Consider the following 18,608-nt stretch of genomic DNA (forward strand, 5'->3'; position numbering starts at 1 on the left):
TAGAGGTGGTTTTTAAGTTGTTGTTTTATTGTGATTTTATAGCTTCCTTGAATTTGGGGAAGATTATTTCTCAATTTGACAATCAGATTGAGTACAGCTCGAGTATCTGGGGAATGACCGCTGATTGAGAATAACTCTGCTCTATGGTTTCGACTGCCTGTTGTTTTAATTGGGCTGTTTGTTTTTCATTCTGGGTAAGGAAAGTGGTTAAAGCCAAGCCTAACTCAGCGATGTTATTGACCAAATATCCGTTTGTTTGATGATTAATTAAGCTGGGCATGTTCCCGACCTTCAGAGAGAAGACGGGTATGCCGCGTGCCATCGCCTCTAACGCTGTCATTGGCAAGCCTTCATATCGAGAGCAAATGACCAAAACACCAACATTGGGCCAAATGGCATTCATGTTGTTCTGATGACCGTGAAAGCGAACATTATCAGTCGCAAGTTGTTTGAGTTCATCTTCGAGAACACCTGAACCATAGATATCGAACTTGAGTTGGTTATTCGCGTTAGCTAGCTCGATAAATCTGTCTGGTCCCTTTTCGTGGCTGAGTCGACCGACAAAAGCGATCTGCTGTCCCTTAGAATGCTGAGTTTCCCTTGTATCAATGAAGTTATTAAAACAAACCGTTCTAGAAACAAGTTTTTCAGCAATTTTGTCACTAACAGCAATCGAGTGATTTGAAACAAACGAAGTGAAGCGGTCAATAAAGTCATACAACCATACCTTGCCCGAAGGAGTCTCGCCCGCATGGTAGGTTGAAATCTGTCTTACACCCGTTAACAAATGAATCAGCTTAGTTGTAATACTTGCCTTGTATCCATGTGCGTGTAAAAGGGCAGGTCTATGCATCCGAACGAGATGAAGCAGTGTTTTGAAATAGCTATTGCCATCACCGTCTAGATGCTTAGTAGGAATTTGGTTGGCTTTAAGCTTTTCTTCAAGTAGTTGTCTTTGAGGGTATGTGCAAAGAAATAGTACCGTCACTGGAACTTGAAACTGCTTGAGCCCTTTAGCAAGCTCAAGCACATGAGTTTCAATACCACCAAAAGTTAAGCTATCAATAACCAGCCAAACTTCATCAGACGAGTTGTTGCTCATCTTCTGCTTCCCAAGCTTGTTTTTTGCGATAAACCGTTGAAGGGCTTAACTCCAATAACACAGCGGCGTTGAGAACGTTACCATCACAATAGTCAATGGCTTGCTGAATGGCTTCTCGTTCGATTTGCCACATTGGTCGGATAGTGACAGGTTTATCTGCTTGCGAATTGGCTGAGATTGGTTGAATAGTGTGGCCTTGCAACGCTTCCTCACTGGATGGAGGTGGAGGAGGCGTTACAGCGGGCGCGGGTTTAGGTGAAACGCTAGATTTCAATTTGCGACTCGTTGTTACCTGATCCGGTAAATGATCCAGTCGTAGATGACTGTCGTCATTAAGTACCACAATGTTGCGTACAATGTTTTGCAATTGGCGGACGTTACCGGGCCAAGTGTAACGCTTCAATGTTGATTCCGCATCGCGATGAATAGCGTTGAACTTTTTCCCATCTTCTTTGGCATAAAGTTTAAGGAAGTGCGTTGCTAAAGTAAGGATGTCATTGCCGCGCTCCCTAAGAGGTGGCATATCAAGTGGAACGACGTGGACACGATAATAGAGATCTTCCCTAAATCGTCCTTCTTCAACTTCAACCAAAGGATCTCGGTTAGTTGCACAGATAATACGGACGTCGACCTTCATTTCTTTGTTTGCGCCGAGCGGGGTGAAGGTACCGGTTTGTAGGAATCTCAGAAGCTTCTTCTGCATCTCTAATTCCATCTCACAAAGCTCATCGAGAAACAGCGTTCCGCCATTAGCCATTGATGCCGCGCCTTTTCTGTCTGCAGTCGCACCAGTAAATGCACCTTTGACATGACCAAATATCTCACTTTCCATTAGGTCTTTTGGAATGGCGCCACAGTTGATGGCGACAAACGGCTTATCTTTGCGTTTACTTTCTTTGTGAATAGCTTCGGCGCAGACTTCTTTACCGGTACCGCTTTCTCCAACAATGAACACGCTGGCTGTTGTGGGCGCGACTGAGTCAATGATCTTATAGACGCCTTGCATAGGTAAGCTTGAGCCAATAAAACCATGAAAGCGATTTCTGTCGAACTTGCTTTCAATATCTTCGACAAGGTGTTCAAGCTTGACTTGTTGAAGATGCAGCGCAATGGATGTTTTCAAACGGTCGGCGTTGATTGGTTTTTCGAGAAAGTCTTTAGCCCCTTTTTGAACAAGGTTAACCGCGAGATCGACAGAGCCATGCGCGGTCGCGATAACAACCGATGTCGGAACCTGATTGTCATTGATCCAATCGAGTATCTGTTCTCCATCCATATCGGGTAATTTGAGGTCTAGTATTACCAGTTGGGGAACGTTTCTTTCAATAAAGGCGATGGCTTCTCGACCTGTCTCAACGTGAAACAAGTCATAAGGCTCATCTTTTACATACTGCTTGTACAAAATCGCAAGCGAAGTTGAGTCTTCAATAAGTAATACTTTTGGTTTCATTACGATGTCCTATCTTAAGCCTTTATAGTTGTGTCGGTTCGCTGAACCCTTGTTGTTTGCGCTCTTCCAGTGCTTGCAATGATTGTTGGGCGAGGTGTTCCAGTTCTTGCTTAAAGGTGAATGCTTGTTCCTGCTGACCATCCAAACACATGTGTTCGATCTTTCTCGCGAGATTAGACAATGTTCGGTTACCCAGAGCTAATGCAGAGCTGCCCAATGTATGAGCCTCAAATTCTAACGTCTCTTTGTCTTTTTCATCCATGGCCTGATAAATTTTCGTCAGGCGCTGCTCCGATTCTTCAACGTAATGATCGATAAGAAGAGGGATAACGTCTGCGCTCGTATCTTCGATCATTTGTTGTAAAATTTGTTCGTCTACTAGTTCCAAACTCGCCGTTTCCTTACGTTGATTACTCAAGTTCTGTTGTATCTTTTTATATGTATTATGTTGCTCATTCAATTGCGACAACTCTAATATTTGAGCTTCATCCTCATGTCTATCGTTATTTAAGAATAGATTAATTTTTTCAACTAGTTGTGATAATCGGAGTGGTTTCGACAAGTAATCGTCCATACCTGAAGCAAGAAACTTCTCTTTATCACCTGCGAGTGAATGAGCTGTCAGTGCAAGAATAGGTAACCCTGACGTATGCTCATCTTCTAGATGTCGAATGGCTTGGCAAGCTTCCATCCCATCCATTTCCGGCATCGAGATATCCATAAATATCAGGTCATATTGATACTCTTGCACCATAGAGACGGCCTGTTTACCATTTTCTGCAATATCGATTGAAAGCCCAACACGTTTAAACATTTCGCGAATGACTAGCTGATTTGCTTTGTTGTCTTCAGCCACTAGGATACGGGCGTCAGGACGGAGCAACTCTTGGCGTTTGGGCTCGCAAGGCGGTGAAGTAATTAGGTCATCGGCAATCGCTAGAGTAATATCAAAAGTGAAGGTACTTCCGATTCCCGGCTCACTTTCTACACTAACGTCGCCTTCCATGAGATTACACAGGCGTCGGCAAATTGCCAGACCAAGACCAGAACCTTCTTTACTTCGAGAGTAGGTTTGGTCAACCATCGTAAATTCATCAAACAAGTACTCGATAGCACTTTTGCTAATTCCAATCCCAGTGTCTTGAATCTGACAAACGATTTTGGCTTTGTTTTGCGTGTTATCTTCACAGCGGACTTTTATCGTGACGCTCCCTTCATGGGTAAATTTAATCGCGTTACCAATCAAATTCAGCAGGATCTGTTTAACTCGATTTTTGTCACCACTGACCTTACTTGGTACCGTACCTTCGATATAGCAATGAAGTATTAAGTTTTGGCTGGATGCAGTAGGAGAGAATGAATCAACGACACTTTCAACGCAGTGACGGAAATCGAACGGTTTGTCCTCTAAAATCAGGGTATTAGATTCCATTCTTGTAAAATCAAGAATGTCATTAATGACTGACAACAAGAAATGTCCAGATTCGGTCGCGGTGTTAACCAGTTTTTTCTGTTCATCGGTGAGCTTTGTTTCTTCAAGAATATTTAAAATGCCGAGAACACCGTTCATTGGTGTTCGAATCTCGTGGGACATTGAGGCCAAGAAGCGACTTTTAGAATCATTGGCTTGCTCTGCACCTTCTCTTGCTTCGGTGAGGACTTGATAGTCTCTCTCCAGTTTGGCTGACATTTGATCGAATGCTTTGGTCACTTCACCAAGTTCATCCTTCGAATGTTCGTGCAGTTGGAATCCGGGACCATGTTCACCGACTCTGTTTGCGGCCGCAGTCAAACGCGAAAGGTTGCGTGTCAGATAGGTTCCTAGGATAAAGGAGAAAATAGCAACTAATACCACTTCAATGGTCGCAATACTAACGATTGCCTTTTGCGCTTCATCCAACATTGCCTTGATGGGGTGGGTCTCAAAACCAATATCTACGTAGCCATAGACAGTGCCATTGCTTTCAATTGGGGTGCGCAAATCGAAAATCCCGTCTTTGACGCTTTGCAATGATTGGTCACTGAGCATTGCGCGCTGAAGGAGTTGTTTATCACCTGCGCACGCCATCTCTTTGTCATCACGAAGCACACGTACGTAGGCGACGTCCTCTAAAGTCATAAATTCTTGAACAAGATCCTCTAATGTTGCGATGTCAGTTGATAACACAGCATCTTTTGCTGCATGAGAAAACATGACAGCGCTTGAGTTGGCACGTTGTAGCAGCTGCTTCTCATTAGAATCAGAAAGAAAACTCATGGCACTCAACACTAGAATAACGAGTACGGTTATTTCAATAACGGCGATACCCAATATTGTCTTCGAACGCAATGTCATAACTGCCTCCAGTTACTCAAGAATTGTGATATTTAGTGCTCTGACGTCATCCCAATCTGAATCAATTGCAACTTCAAACCCCTTTATATTTAGAGACTTGAGCTGTTTCTCACCTTGAGGGGTCTTTTGCAGGGAAACTAACGCATTCTGAATGACACTTACTTGCTCATTTGTCATTCTTGGATGGTGAGCAATAGCGTGCGGCGTGTAAGGTTTGGTGGTCCAGATGGGTTCCAACTGCGATTTGACGACGTCTGGCAATGAGTTGAACGTTCTCATCACGCCACCACCTGCTGGATAGAAGCCTTTCGCTACCGAGAGATAGACAGAATCGTGAGAAGAGACATAGTCAGGTTCGAATTCTACATTGGCATTTTTCAAATCACTTTGTGTTAGCACGGTAGCCGCAAAAGCAGCAGGTGAAGGAAAGGCAAGGGTTTGGCCTCGTAGATCTTCAAGAGATTGATAGTCATTTGATTTCCTTACCACGATTATCCCTTTAATCTGCTTGTTCTTAGCTTTCGCTATCGCTTTATACCCGCTTAGTTCACTAAACACTGTGTAGTGATAAGGGTTCATGTAAGCCAAGTCATACTCACCTTTAGATAAACGTTTTTCAAACTCCGGAATGTTTGGTGCTGTGGCGAAAGTGATCTCGTAACCCGTTTGCATTTTAAGAGAGTCAATCAGTGGCCCCCATTGTTTGGCGAGTCGACTTGCGGATTGCTGGGGAACGACACCAAACGTGATAGTGTCGGCAAAGGTAACTGTTGATAGCAAGAGGGTAAATAACGCAAATATCGTCGTTCTCATTGCAACTCCTATGCTGACTGAGCCAGAAATTCATTGGTCAAGATTTTGCCTGCCCACTTTTCGCGCCACGACTTAGGAATAAACTTAAGTCGGTTCATTTCGCGAACAATTTCTTGTGCGAGCGTCGCTTGTTCTTTGAGGTTTAGTACTGAGCCAAGTAATGATATCGATGGGTTGTCGATAAACTGCATGGCTTTCTCTAACTGGCCTGAAGATGTCTTCCCACCCATGATAACCAGTGCTGTCTGGTCACAAGCACTCGCGACAACTTGCGCAGGAATGTTACCTCTGTTGACATGAAGTAATGGAGAGGTGTCGCAAATCACTCGGTCATATTGCGTCAGCCATTGAGTTACAGCGCTTTTCAAATTTGCAGGGTCTTTATATGCCAACAATGCCGACTGGTTATTCGGGACAGTTAACCCGGTAAACATTTGGTGCGTTGAGGCGTGCTCAACAAGCAGGCCAACGTTGTCATCACCGTTTGGCGAAATATCTATACATTCGAAAGCTGGATGGAATGTGTTGAGATCGACGACTAAGGTTCTGTGACCCGCAAGGAGATATCTTTCTGCAAGCGCTGCGACTACAGAAGTGACGCCGTCACCAGATTGACATGCCGTTATACATATTGAGCGGCTTTCACTCATCTCTGCCGCTAGATAGATTTGCTCTATTTCTGTATGGGTCGCAGGAATAATCATTACAGAGCTCCTATTAGAACGATGGTGGTCGTTAGGCGCAAAATGTCTTCTAAACCAACACGTGCTTTTTCAAGAAAGCTTTCGTTACGATCTGGTACGTAGATGGTGTCACCAGCACGCAGTACTGGCAGCTTGTAAATGTTTGCTGTTTTACTGAAATCAATTAGGTCAAATGTTCTGGCTTGTCCCTGACAACAAGACATGTTCACAATCGAGATCTTCTCTAGATAGGCACGCTCTGACGGACCGCCAGCTTCCGCGAGTAGATCCAGCACTGTCATGTTATCGTCAAAGACATATCGGCCTGGGTTATTGACTGCACCTAGTACACGCACCGTTGATTCCTTCGAGCGGTCTAGCCAGATTTTGTCTTTTTCAGGGATGTAAATAGTGTCACCCATAGTCACATTTGGCAGCAGGCTTTCATCTCCTGTTTCAAAGTAAAGTGACAGGTTAAGTTTGCTCACTTTTGAATAGGTTTTATCGCGATGGGTAATACGGATGTTATGAATATCAGCGTCTTTGGTTGGGCCATCGGCCGCCGACAATATATCGAGGAAGTGCATATCTTTGGTAAAGCGGTATCGACCCGGAGCATTCACTTGACCGAATACATAGATAGAGGCATCTGAGCTCTGACGTACCCACTGAGACTTATTATCCGATGGATCTTGTGGAAGATCGTGCACGCGAACGATAGCACCAGCAGATATGTTTGGCAGTTCGCTGTGAGGTGCACCGTTTAATATGAACTCGTCCAGATTAAAGATATGTAACTTGTTACCCGCTGTCACGACCTCGATTTTTGAGGTGTCAGCTCGTAGCGTAGGGCCTCCAACATGAGAGAGCAAATCCATTAGATCCATTTCATCTGACCATTCTACGCGACCTGGGCGAACAACCTCACCGATAACACTAACTGCGCGGTTAGGTGCTATTTTCAACCAAGATTTCTCATTCATATCGGTTTTTTCAGGAACGAAAATCGCGTCACCTGGGCCGATTGCTGGTGGACTTCTACGAGTTAGGCCTTCGGTGAAAGCAGTCAAGTCAAACTTGATCACTTTGCCATTGGCTTTGATAACGCGAATTTGACGAGATTCTGCATAACGTGTGGGACCACCAGCATTGGCGAGAATATCCATAAACGATGCGTTCTTCTTTCCTTCATAAGCACCGGGACTTGCAACTTCACCCATGATGTAAACAACATTAGCGCCCGCTTTGATCTCTTCTTCTTGCTTAGGAACAAAAATCGTTGTGCCAGGTGTTAGTGTTGGCAACAGCGATACATCACCACTATCAAGGTAGGTTTTAAGGTTGAATAGCTTAGGTGTGTTGTCAGAGATGACTCGGATTTGTTCAACGGATGCATAGCGAGTTACGCCACCTGCACGCATAATGACATCAACGAGGTCGGTGTTTGCTTTAAAACTGAATGAACCCGGCGCATTAACTTCACCAAAAACTTTAATCGCAGTTCGCCCATCCGCGCTGTCACCGGCATTAGCAAGTTTGTTAGCGTCAAACTCCTGCTCAATATTACCTACTAGCGGTGAAGCAGGGATAAAGATGGTATCGAGTGACTCGAGTTCAGGCAGTAAGCTTTCATCACCCGTATCTAAAAAGGTTTTGTAGTTAAACTTAATCTTTTCCTTACCACGTTTTATGAAGAGGTTGTTCAACTGGGCACCCGCGCGAAGACCACCTGCGGCGTGAATAGCCATTTGGATATCAGAGGTCTTAGACAAGGTATACTCGCCAGGTGAGTTAACGTAACCTTGGACAGAGACAAGGATTTGTTGTTCTGCAATGTAAACAGACGCAGAAGACAAATCACGGTACACCTTTTCTAACGCATCTTTCACCGCTTGCTCTAATTGGATTTCGCTATAACCAGCAACATATAGGGCGCCGACTTCAGGTAGTGTAATTCGGCCACGTTTATCAACTTGAAAACCTTTGTTTAATGATGACTCCCCAGGAAGGTTTACTTGAATAAGGTCGCCAATCTGCACACGTTCTTCACTTGCTTGAGCAAAGGAGATAAGTGAGGTTAGTAGGAATAGGGCAATATAGTTAGTCCATTTCATTGTAACCTCCTTGCAAACGCTGCTCAGCTTGTTCTTGTGTATCAACCACTTCAATACTTACTCGGCGGTTGGTAAGGCGTACACCTTCCGACTCGCCGTCATAAAGAGGAAGTGTGTCACCAACGGATTGTGTCTCTACTCTTGAAGGATTCAACCCAAAGATAATCAGGTAGCGTTTCACTTGTTTGGCTCGACCCATGGCCAGTTTCTGGTTGTATTGAACATCTCCAACGGAATCTGCATGACCAGTGACTTTGAGATTAAGACTATTATTTTCATTCAAAATATTCGCTGCTCGTGCCAAGTGTCCCATGTACTTTGGGTTCACTTCCGTTGAATTAAATGCGAACTGGTTGTCGACATTGAGCAGGTTGTATAACTTATCAATCATCGCTAAGCGTTGTTGAAATGCATTCTCGTCCATTGGCGGGACGCATTTGGCTTGTGAGGTCACGTAGTCGAGTTGCAGCTCAAGCTCATTCAGTCGCTTACGCTGAATAACAATATCATTGGCTGCATCTAGCAGAAGTCCACCTTCCAGTTCTCGGGCAATTCGATTTTGTTTTTCAAGTGCCTGTACCACGGCAGCAGGAAAGCACCAGCGAGCGCCTTCTCGAATCAGGGAGTCTAAATGAAGTTTTGTCAGTTGCCAGTCGAAACGCAGACCGTGTTCAGGGCCAAGCGGCTCATCCGGCATAACAGGGGTGAAATTGGATTGAATGTAGCTTTCACCCATTCCGCCACGCCCTTCTTCTGGGTAGCTAGAACATCCAACAACGGATGCTATAGATACAGCTAGGGCTATGTGTTTGATAGAGAAGTTCATGCCAACGTCCTTTGTTAGTGTTTATTATTTTTATTAGTGAGTTTGAGAGTTAACCGGTATAGCTTGGTTAATTCTGAGCAAGTTCATAATCTCTAATGGTTGACCAGAGACGTTTTCGATACGCATATTGCGTTGACGTTCGACAAGACGTTTGTAGAGGTAAACGATAGCGCCAACGCCAGACGAATCGAGAAATTGAACTTGGCTGAAATCGATTTCTATCTCGCGAGAAGAATTTTCAGCAAGAATTTCGTCGATGTGTGGTTGAGCATGTCGACTGCCATCCGCATCGAGATTGCCGTTGATAACCCAAGTTACGATTGTGTCGTTAGTTTCAATTTTACGAAGTTCCATAATTTTATCTCCTCGGTGTGTTGATATGGATAGAGCAGATAATGTGCCAAATTTTATTGTCATAAAATTCAACGATATAGAACTTATTCATGAGCTTTTCTCAAAATGAGAAATTCATAATCTCAAAATGACAATCAATAAAATTAAGCTGAACTAAGTGGTAAGTTGGTCATTTTCCAATGTAATAACGTGTTCCGTTATTTAACTCACAGTTAGAAGTCGCTCGAAAGGGTTAGTTGCCATTCTTGCTCGTCACGCTGCATATCAGTCAGTATTTGTTTATTGTTAGTTATGGATAATTGATATGAATATCAGACTGTCGCTTGTCGCTGTGAGTGTAATGTCTGCGATGCTGGGAACCGCACAAGCAAGAGACGTTGCAGCGGAGTTTTTACCTGTAACGCTTGCCGCATCATATGAGTCAAACATAGACGTTTCAGACTACTGGAAAAGTGAAAAGCTAGACGGGATTCGTGCAATCTGGAATGGTAACCGGCTGATTACGCGAAATGGTAATCCGATATCAGCCCCGCACTGGTTTACAGAGACGCTACCGGACTATCCACTTGAGGGAGAATTGTGGGCGGGGCGGGGAAACTTTCACTTAGTTCAACAAACCGTCCTCGACAAGACACCCAATGACGCTGGTTGGAAAAAGATTAAGTTTATGCTGTTTGATGTCCCGCACTCCGCTGGAGACTATAAGAAGCGCTACTTCAATCTGGTACATTTAGTCAATTCACTTGAAAGCGATCATATTCGTTACATCGAACACACGCCGATTTTGGATGAGCAAGAGCTATTTAGCTATCTGGATTCTGTCGATAGCTCAAAAGGTGAAGGGTTAATGCTACGAAAGATATGTAGTCGATATCAAGCAGGTCGCAGCAGTGATTTATTAAAACTGAAAAAGCATCAGGATGCGGAAGCGCTTGTCATCGGTTATAAAGTTGGCAACGGAAAATACAAGGGAAAGATGGGGGCGTTACTAGTACAGCTTGAATCAGGGCAGCAGTTTTATATAGGTAGTGGTTTCAGTGATGTACAAAGAATGAATCCGCCTGAGATTGGATCAAAAATCACTTTTCGCTATAACGGTTATACTAGCGGCGGTCTTCCTAGATTCGCGAGATATATGAGAGAGCGGCCAGAGTAGCCATGCTATTAAAGTAAATATTGGATAAATCAAAGGCCCATGTTACGTGGGCCTTTGCTTGTTTTATTTTGACGCTAGCTCAAGCTGAACTTCATCACTTAGCCTGTGCATCCAACGTAAACGAATACCGAGCATAATGGCTGCGGAGGAGAGACCAATTATAAAGCCCATCCAGAATCCGTGAGCGCCCATTGGTTCAACAATCCAATCTGTCATCGCAAGGATATAGCCAAGTGGTAAGCCAAGAATCCAGTAGGCAATGAACGTCCTGTTGAATATCGCAGCCATGTCTTTGTATCCACGCAGCGCGCCTGCGGCGACAACCTGCACAGCATCAGTTACTTGGTAAACGGCTGCCAATAGAAGAAGCTGAAGTGCTAACTCAATGACGGCTTTGTTATCTGTGTATAGTAGAGCGACTTGCTCCCTAAACAGCACAGTTAGTAGGGCGGTGAATAGCGCCAATGCGACTGCAACCAGCAGGCCGACTCTTGAAGCGATTGTTGCACCCTCAACATTAGATTCGCCAAGTCGGTGCCCAACACGAATGCTGGTAGCCGCACCAACGCTCATTGGTAGCATGAACACCAACGACGAAAAGTTAATCGCAACCTGATGCGCTGCAACTACTAATGGCCCTAGTGGCGCAACAAGCAGAGCCACAACCGCAAATAGGGTTACTTCGAAAAACATCGCGGCTGCGACTGGAAATCCAAGCCTAAACAAACGAATCAATGCTTTCAGGTTTGGTTTATGAAACTGTTCAAATACGTTTACTTTGGCAAGGCGCTCAGATGTTATAACGTAAAACAGCAACATTGCGAACATTACCCAGTAAACGATAGCGGTTGCTACACCACAGCCAACGCCGCCTAACGCTGGAGCGCCAAACTTACCGTAAACGAAGATCCAGTTGAGAGGAATGTTCAGCAGAAGACCAATAAACCCAATCACCATAGCGGGTTTTGTTAGCGACATACCGTCGGTTAAGCTGCGCAAGGCTTGAAACAGCAAAAAGGCAGGTACCGCAAAGATCACCGCGTGCATGTACCCGATGGTTTTCTCACCCATTAATGGCTCAACATCCATCAAGCCTAAAATGGATTTGGTCTGTAGCAATACGACACCAATAGGGACTGAAATAAGCAGAGCCATTGCGATCCCTTGTTGAATCTCAAATGGTACTTTATGTTGTTTGCCGGAACCATTGAGTTGAGCGACAACGGGCACCAGTGCCATTAGCAGCCCTACACCAAATAAGATAGAAGGCAGCCAAATGCTTGCAGCAATCGACACTGCAGCCATATCGGTAGCACTAACGCCACCGGCCATTACCGTATCGACGAAGCCCATTCCTGTTTGCGCTACTGAAGCGATAAGAACAGGGGTCGCGAGCTTTATTAGTGTATTGGCTTCTGTTTTATAGCGATGCAAAAGGGGAACTCCAAATCTAAATAGAAACAATGACAAGTTGTTCGAATGAAAATCCTTTGTGATTGAAAACGCGCGAACAAAAGAGAAAATGATTGTGCGTGATGATAAAGAAATGTCACACTAAGCACCATCAAAAACTCGCGGAAATGATTGATGTTCACAGGAATTGTTCAGGGAATGGCGGAAGTCATTGCTATAGAGAAAAAAGATAAATTTCAGACTCACACAGTTAAGCTATCGAATGAAATGGGTGAGGAATTAGCCATTGGCGCTTCGGTTGCACACAATGGTTGTTGCCTTACAGTAACCAACATTGATGGCGATTTGATCGACTTTGATCTAATGCAGGCAACATTAGCACTGACTAACCTTGGCGAGCTAGAAGTCGGGGCATCGGTGAACATTGAGCGTGCGGCCAAATTCGGCGATGAAATTGGTGGACATTCAATGTCTGGGCATATCTCGCTCATGGGAGAGGTCGTTGACGTCATTGATACGCCTAATAACCGAACTATTTGGTTTAGTGTTCCAGATGAGATGATCAAATATGTGTTAGCCAAAGGCTACATTGGTTTGGACGGATGCTCTTTAACCATTGGTGAGGTGGAAGAGAACCGTTTTTCAGTGCATCTCATTCCAGAAACTCTTGAAAGAACACTGTTTGGTCAAAGAAAAGTAGGGGATAAAATTAATGTTGAGTTTGATCCTCAAACTCAAGCGATAGTTGATACTGTAGAGCGAGTATTAGCGACTAGAGCATAGTGCTCGTATCATATCGATATAAAAAAAGCGCCTTACGGCGCTTTTTTAGAAAATCTGTTCGTCATCGGCATCCACGAGGAGTTCTATTTTATCCATCTGCTCGTCGACCGTCATACTTAAGTGAATTGCGTGACAACATGCTGGACAGTCATCGTAAAAATTTTGGCTACCATTTGAAGCATCTAATGTAATTCCAATTGAATGTCCGCAGTGAGGGCATGAAACCATCTTCTCTGTATATTTTCGCATAACTTCTTTCCTTACAACCCATCGAAAACCAGTGCCTAACTGCCTCCTTTTTGAAAGGAGAGCCCCTGTAGACACTATAATCTTAAGCGGATAAGTTTCTGTTAGACCTGAATTAAGTACAAAGTTTGACTTAGGTAAGGAAAACAAAAATTCGTTGCCCTAAGCTTCACTATTGATAGTGAAAATATTTGACAACGAATGAATTGATAGGAGGTAACTGGTTGTAAATATTGAAGTATTTTTATTTAATATGAAAGTATTTGTTTTATTAGTTTCTCCGATTGATCTAAGTAGTGACCACCAAATTGATTGTAATGATTGAGTACATGATAAAGGTTATAAATGTCTTTTCGTTCGCTGTAGCTAAAGTCTAGAGGAGCAACACTTTCATAACCTTGATAAAACTCCGGCTGGAAGCCTTCGAATAATTCGGTCATTGCAATATCACATTCACGATCGCCCCAATAACACGCTGGGTCATAGCAAATAGGGCCGAATACAGAATTGGCGGCATTGCCATGCCACAAGTCGCCGTGGAGCAATGAAGGCTTAGGCTGGTGGTTGGCTAATCTATCATGGACTAGTTGGGTAAACTCGTTGATATCGACGAGATTGATGCCTTTTTCTCTCAGCAGTTGAAGTTGCCAACCTATTCGTTGTTCTGAGAAGAAGCGAGACCACTTGCGGTTCCACTTGTTAGGTTGGAGAGTAGCACCGATATAGTTGTCTTGGTCGAAACCATACTCTTTTTGCTCGCCCCATTGATGTAAGCGGGCTAGTTGCTGGCCAAACGCATAACTGTTCTTACTGTCATCAAGAGGCTTAGTCGGTAAATAGTTGAGAATGATAAAAGAGTGTTCTTTGGACTTGCCTGTAAGGATTAACTCAGGGACAAAAACGGTGTTACTTTCACGCAATATACGGATGTTTTCCGCTTCTATATCAAACTTAGGCAGAAAATCTCGCTTGTTGAGTTTTACAAAGTAGCGTTGCTCACCGTCTGAAACCATATAGCAATCACTAATATCACCACCTTGGACTTTCTCTTTTTCTACAATGTCATAAGAAAACATCAAGGTTTCGGAAAGCTGCTTAGAAATGGCCTGCCACATAAATCATCCTAGAATTTCGTTGCTTTGCTAATAGTGTAGAAGAAGCTTGGAATGAATACTGATTCATAGTGCAAAAAATTCAATCATTTAGACGTATTAACAACTAGCAGCGTAAAAATGTGAGCTCGCTCTACTAAGAGTTTATTACTTTAGTGGAAATTATACTTGTTAAGCCATTTTAAACGTCATTAAGATTGATCCTATGCTAGTTTTAACGAAGGTGTTTTACTGAATTTGTGCAGGAAGTCAGCAACCTATTCGACTTTGGTTGTATATATCGATTGATATGACTTAGTATTAAAGATGTTAGTCAACGACATAATTTATAACGGAGATGGGCTGTGGTTGTTGAAACCGATGGTTACTTGGCTTTAATTGAGCATTTGGCTTTTAATCTGGATGTGTTCGCATCGGAAGATGGCGATATCGGGACGGAAAGCGTGGAAGATGTCGTTACTGATATGGTCGCGAGCAACATTATGGCGATCTTTGAGCAAAACCCAGAATTGCATTCTAGTGTTCGCTTTCAACTACTAAAAGAAGCAGACTCAGTTGTTGAAGATTTAGGTGAAGTCCTTGCTGGTGTTTGGGCAAAACCTGCAACCAACGAACAGATTGGCTTTTTGGACGAGTATATCGCCTTAGTTAAGAATTTATTTGATTCAGCCGTTGCTAAATACGATTAGTGATTCAGTTCATTTCAGGCGAGTAGGTGACTCGTCTGAAATGCCAATATTTTGAAGCCCAATACGGGTTATCCAATCTTGAAATGATTACCCCTTTCGATGTCGATGCATGCATAAACTGCTTGTTGCCGATATACACACCTACATGTCTGACCTTCGGTGCCGTTCTAAAAAAGACTAAGTCACCGACATGCGCATCTGAATAATCAATTTCATTTCCTAACTTAACTTGCGCTAATGTGGTGCGTGGCAACTGTAGTCCTAGAGCATCTTTGTAGGTTGTTTGGACAAACGCTGAACAATCAACGCCACTTAAGGTCGAGCCACCCAAGCGGTAAGGCACACCCTTCCAGACTTTATAAACATCCAGTAATGAACTTTTTGTGATCTCTTCTTGTGCCGTCAGCGCAGCGCTGTGTTGTGTACTAAATTCAGGTTTGGGTTGGCTACTGCAACCCGCAATGGCTAGGCATAAAAGAGCCGTTTTGAAGTGACTCGCACTAAAAACTAGATGCTTCATTAATAACCTTCGTTGAAATCTAAGCGTAACAATACAGACATAATATGCCTCACTGATAACTCTAGTACTAGGACCTTGTTTCTAAATGGACACTCTGAAAAAAGGCAAACTCAAACTATCGCTGATACATACAATCAGTGCGGTGTTTATAACGATTACCTTACTGGTGATTTTACTTTCTGTCACGAGCATTAAGGGCTTAGAACGAATTCACTTACAATTTTCTGGTTTATCTGAACAAGCATTACCACTCGCGATGACCAATGCGCAGTTAACTCAAAACATATTGGAACAAGCAAAGCAGCTGAGTTATGTCACGCAAACCCAAGACACCCAAACGCTTGAGGATATTCGACAGCAAATCACCTCACTAGGGTCAAACATTGCGCAGCTTACCAACCAAATTCTTGATGTATCCTCTAGTTTGAGTCAGACCATTTCGACTCAGCAGACCGATCAGCTTTTGGATTCAATTCAATCACTCAACGCATTGAGCGCAAGTGTGATGAGTACGCAGCAAGACATCCTGACTAGACAGGAGAAAATTGACGCAGAAATGGATGGCTTTCGTTATGGGCTTGGATCTGTAGGCCCAGAAATGAATCGGATAAGCTCTTTCCTTGTCGGTGACAACCCCGAGTCAGCCGACGCGGCTAACCGATTTATCGCTAATGTGAGTTCTATGGAAAGCTCGTTTGTTCAGCTGATGATGCAATCTGATTTGTCAAAAGCTCAAGATGAATATCGTGAAATGAAAAATCGCTTAGCTGGGGTTAACTTAGCCTACGATGACTTTAAAGAGTGGCACCCTGATGTCGTGGATTTTGCGAGCTTAACGGCTGGTTACGATATGGTGCTATCCGGTTTTGGAAAGGCTGGTATTGTCGACCAAATCCTTTCCAAGCTGCAATTAGTTACGACACAGTCTAAGCAAGTTGAAGAAGTTGTCATCACAGCAAATCAAGTCATCGCGACGTTAAACCAAATCTCATCGACTGCCGAAGCACTTATTGATGAAAGCCAGAGTGTCGTGACTGGCACCATGGAGACAATAACGGTTGTGCTGTTGGTTAGTGGGGTACTGTTGGTTGTCGTCATTCTCATTGCGTGGCTTTCTCTCAAGCACTGGATTAACCGAGGGTTGAGCAACATCCTAAGCAACTTAAATAAGATGACCAATCACGATCTTACGGGTAAGGCGAAATTACTCGGCCCACTGGAAATGAAAGAGATTGCCTCAAAGCTGAACCAAGTAATGATTTCAACCAACGAATCAATTTCGACAGTGACACGTAATTGTGAAACCCTTTATCAAACCGCAGAAATTAGCCATGGAGCGGCAGAGGAATCAAACAATAGCTTAAGTGAACAAAATGACTCTTTAGCAAGTATGGTCACTACCGTTAACCAACTTGAAGCTTCGATTCGTGAAATTTCAACCATTACGGCCGAGTCATATGAAGAATCAAAATCGGCAGTTGCACTATCGAGCCAAGGCGTAACAGCAATAGAAGAGAACCAAGCCCGTTTACAGGCTTTGGAAACGACATTGAATGTGAATGAGTCCTCAATGGTAGAGCTAGACAAGCGTGTTAGACAGATTCGCGAAATGGTCGACTTGATCTCTGGGATCGCAGAAAACACTAATTTACTGGCACTGAATGCGGCGATTGAGGCTGCGCGTGCTGGGGAGCAGGGCAGAGGTTTCGCTGTAGTGGCAGATGAGGTGCGCAAACTGGCCAGCGATACATCGAACCAAACAACCAATATTCGAGATCGTATGAACCAACTGGTTGGAGCGGCCGAGCGTTCTCGTGTGGCGGTTGAAGAATCAAGACAAGAAATGGCGAATGCCTTGGAATCGAGTGTGTTGGTAAAAACGACGTTTGCGGATATAGAAACGGCAGTTGAACATATCAAAGCGCGCGTTGAACAAGTCTCTGTTGCAACAGAGGAACAAGAGCGAGCAACTGCACATGTCAGTGAGTCTATTACTCGCGTTTCTGAGCAGGGTGGTAGTACCAAGCTGCAACTTGAGTCTATGGTGGAAAACTCCCAGCAAGTGGCTGAAATAGCAGGTCAACAACAATCGATGTTACACAAATACGCAGTTTAATTAGAGCAAATTGAAATGACACAAAAAAAGGAGCGCAGTGCTCCTTTTTTATTCTTGTCTGAATGGTTGAGTCAGCATCTTATCAAGTCTCTGCTCCTGTTTGGATTGAAACAGTGGGATACCGATCTTTACTGATTCATGCCCTAGAATGGGTTGTTCACGGTAAGTTCCGAAGCCTTGATCCCATACTGACAAGAAGAAACCAAAGTTGGAATGGGTCTCTTTTTCAATGACGGAATGATGAACTCGGTGCATGTCAGGGGTGACGATCACTCTCCTCAATAGCTTATCTAGCTTTAGTGGTAGATAGGCATTGCTGTGATTGAACATTGCGCTGGCATTAAGGATGATTTCAAACACGATAACGGCAATAGGAGAGATGCCAAGCGTTAACACGATTCCAATCTTAATCCACATCGATAAGATGATTTCGATAGGGTGGAACCGCGTGCCTGTTGTGACATCAATATCTTGGTCAGCATGATGCATTCGATGTAAACGCCACAAAATTGGGACGCGATGGAACACCAAGTGCTGCAAGTAAATAGCGAGATCTAGCAGAACCACTGAGATGATGATCTCAAAGTACAAAGGCAATTGGAATTGATTGAGTAGTCCCCAGCTGTTGTCTACAGCGTATATAGCCGATTCAAACGCCAGAATAGGCATGAGTAGGCTCAAGCAAACTGAGTTAAATGCGATTAACCCTAGGTTATTCAACCACCGGTAGAGCTTATTTTGGGTCAGTTGTTTGCGTGGCGTTAACCACTCCCATAACCCGCACAGAACCAATACGGAAAGAAAAAAGCTCAAGCGAATCATTTCAGGATTTTGCATTGTGTATTCCTTGCAACTGCTGGTTTGGTGAGTAAACTGGCTCACCCTGTTCATTATCT

Annotated in this window: 17 protein-coding genes; 4 read left to right on the plus strand and 13 right to left on the minus strand. The window is 43.8% G+C overall.

Annotated features, from left to right (window positions below):
• Window positions 1-82 precede the first annotated feature (82 nt).
• Genes AC6R00_RS23230 through AC6R00_RS23265 form a run of 8 tightly spaced genes read right to left on the minus strand, consistent with a single transcriptional unit; the run spans window position 83 to window position 9,677 of the window.
• The gene (locus AC6R00_RS23230; protein ID WP_500642125.1) at window positions 83-1,102 is read right to left on the minus strand and encodes a glycosyltransferase family 4 protein; all 1,020 of its coding nucleotides are present in this window, start codon (window positions 1,100-1,102) and stop codon (window positions 83-85) included.
• Complete coding sequence (locus AC6R00_RS23235) at window positions 1,083-2,552, minus strand: sigma-54-dependent transcriptional regulator (RefSeq protein WP_500642126.1); 1,470 nt, start codon at window positions 2,550-2,552, stop codon at window positions 1,083-1,085. Before AC6R00_RS23235 ends, AC6R00_RS23230 begins: the two co-directional genes overlap by 20 nt.
• A 22-nt stretch (window positions 2,553-2,574) precedes the next feature.
• A complete protein-coding gene (locus tag AC6R00_RS23240; RefSeq protein ID WP_500642127.1) occupies window positions 2,575-4,887 on the minus strand; it encodes an ATP-binding protein in 2,313 nt (770 codons plus the stop codon).
• A gap of 12 nt (window positions 4,888-4,899) precedes the next feature.
• A complete protein-coding gene (locus AC6R00_RS23245) occupies window positions 4,900-5,700 on the minus strand; it encodes a phosphate/phosphite/phosphonate ABC transporter substrate-binding protein (protein ID WP_500642128.1) in 801 nt (266 codons plus the stop codon).
• A gap of 8 nt (window positions 5,701-5,708) precedes the next feature.
• Window positions 5,709-6,404, minus strand: coding sequence for a P-loop NTPase family protein (locus AC6R00_RS23250; protein ID WP_500642129.1), 696 nt, complete (start codon window positions 6,402-6,404; stop codon window positions 5,709-5,711).
• Entirely contained in the window at window positions 6,404-8,497 is a 2,094-nt protein-coding gene (locus tag AC6R00_RS23255) for an SLBB domain-containing protein (protein WP_500642130.1), read from the minus strand. Before AC6R00_RS23255 ends, AC6R00_RS23250 begins: the two co-directional genes overlap by 1 nt.
• Window positions 8,484-9,323, minus strand: a complete 840-nt coding sequence (locus AC6R00_RS23260) for an OmpA family protein (protein ID WP_500642131.1) — start codon at window positions 9,321-9,323, stop codon at window positions 8,484-8,486. The genes AC6R00_RS23255 and AC6R00_RS23260 overlap by 14 nt, the downstream gene beginning before the upstream one ends.
• A 33-nt stretch (window positions 9,324-9,356) precedes the next feature.
• A complete protein-coding gene (locus AC6R00_RS23265) occupies window positions 9,357-9,677 on the minus strand; it encodes an STAS domain-containing protein (RefSeq protein WP_004748956.1) in 321 nt (106 codons plus the stop codon).
• Between the two features lie 304 nt (window positions 9,678-9,981).
• Between AC6R00_RS23265 and AC6R00_RS23270 the strand changes: the two genes are divergently transcribed.
• Window positions 9,982-10,833 (plus strand): DNA ligase, encoded by an 852-nt coding sequence (locus AC6R00_RS23270; protein ID WP_500642132.1) that lies wholly within the window; start codon window positions 9,982-9,984, stop codon window positions 10,831-10,833.
• A gap of 63 nt (window positions 10,834-10,896) precedes the next feature.
• Here the strand turns inward: AC6R00_RS23270 and AC6R00_RS23275 are convergent, their stop codons facing one another.
• Entirely contained in the window at window positions 10,897-12,267 is a 1,371-nt protein-coding gene (locus AC6R00_RS23275) for an MATE family efflux transporter (RefSeq protein ID WP_500642133.1), read from the minus strand.
• A gap of 153 nt (window positions 12,268-12,420) precedes the next feature.
• On the opposite strand from AC6R00_RS23275, the gene AC6R00_RS23280 reads away from it, so the two are divergent.
• Window positions 12,421-13,029: a riboflavin synthase subunit alpha gene (locus AC6R00_RS23280; RefSeq protein ID WP_500642134.1), complete on the plus strand. Its 609-nt coding sequence runs from the start codon at window positions 12,421-12,423 to the stop codon at window positions 13,027-13,029.
• A 45-nt stretch (window positions 13,030-13,074) separates the two neighbouring features.
• Here the strand turns inward: AC6R00_RS23280 and AC6R00_RS23285 are convergent, their stop codons facing one another.
• Window positions 13,075-13,278, minus strand: a complete 204-nt coding sequence (locus AC6R00_RS23285; RefSeq protein ID WP_004748960.1) for a CPXCG motif-containing cysteine-rich protein — start codon at window positions 13,276-13,278, stop codon at window positions 13,075-13,077.
• Between the two features lie 245 nt (window positions 13,279-13,523).
• Window positions 13,524-14,390: a fructosamine kinase family protein gene (locus AC6R00_RS23290; protein ID WP_500642135.1), complete on the minus strand. Its 867-nt coding sequence runs from the start codon at window positions 14,388-14,390 to the stop codon at window positions 13,524-13,526.
• Window positions 14,391-14,731: 341 nt separating this feature from the next.
• On the opposite strand from AC6R00_RS23290, the gene AC6R00_RS23295 reads away from it, so the two are divergent.
• On the plus strand, window positions 14,732-15,076 hold the full coding sequence (locus AC6R00_RS23295; protein WP_004744053.1) for a DUF3802 family protein: 345 nt from the start codon (window positions 14,732-14,734) through the stop codon (window positions 15,074-15,076).
• Window positions 15,077-15,080: 4 nt separating this feature from the next.
• Here AC6R00_RS23295 and AC6R00_RS23300 read toward each other — a convergent pair whose 3' ends face one another.
• Window positions 15,081-15,596 (minus strand): NlpC/P60 family protein, encoded by a 516-nt coding sequence (locus AC6R00_RS23300; protein WP_500642136.1) that lies wholly within the window; start codon window positions 15,594-15,596, stop codon window positions 15,081-15,083.
• 85 nt (window positions 15,597-15,681) lie between these two features.
• Here AC6R00_RS23300 and AC6R00_RS23305 point away from each other — a divergent pair, with 85 nt between their 5' ends.
• Window positions 15,682-17,712 carry a methyl-accepting chemotaxis protein gene (locus tag AC6R00_RS23305; protein ID WP_500642137.1) on the plus strand — a complete coding sequence of 677 codons (2,031 nt, stop codon included), beginning with the start codon at window positions 15,682-15,684 and terminating at the stop codon, window positions 17,710-17,712.
• Between the two features lie 48 nt (window positions 17,713-17,760).
• On the opposite strand, the gene AC6R00_RS23310 is transcribed toward AC6R00_RS23305, so the two are convergent.
• The gene (locus AC6R00_RS23310; protein ID WP_500642138.1) at window positions 17,761-18,549 is read right to left on the minus strand and encodes a sterol desaturase family protein; all 789 of its coding nucleotides are present in this window, start codon (window positions 18,547-18,549) and stop codon (window positions 17,761-17,763) included.
• Window positions 18,550-18,608: the final 59 nt, after the last annotated feature.

Source organism: Vibrio sp. R10-SF1-ISO8 (assembly GCF_059833805.1).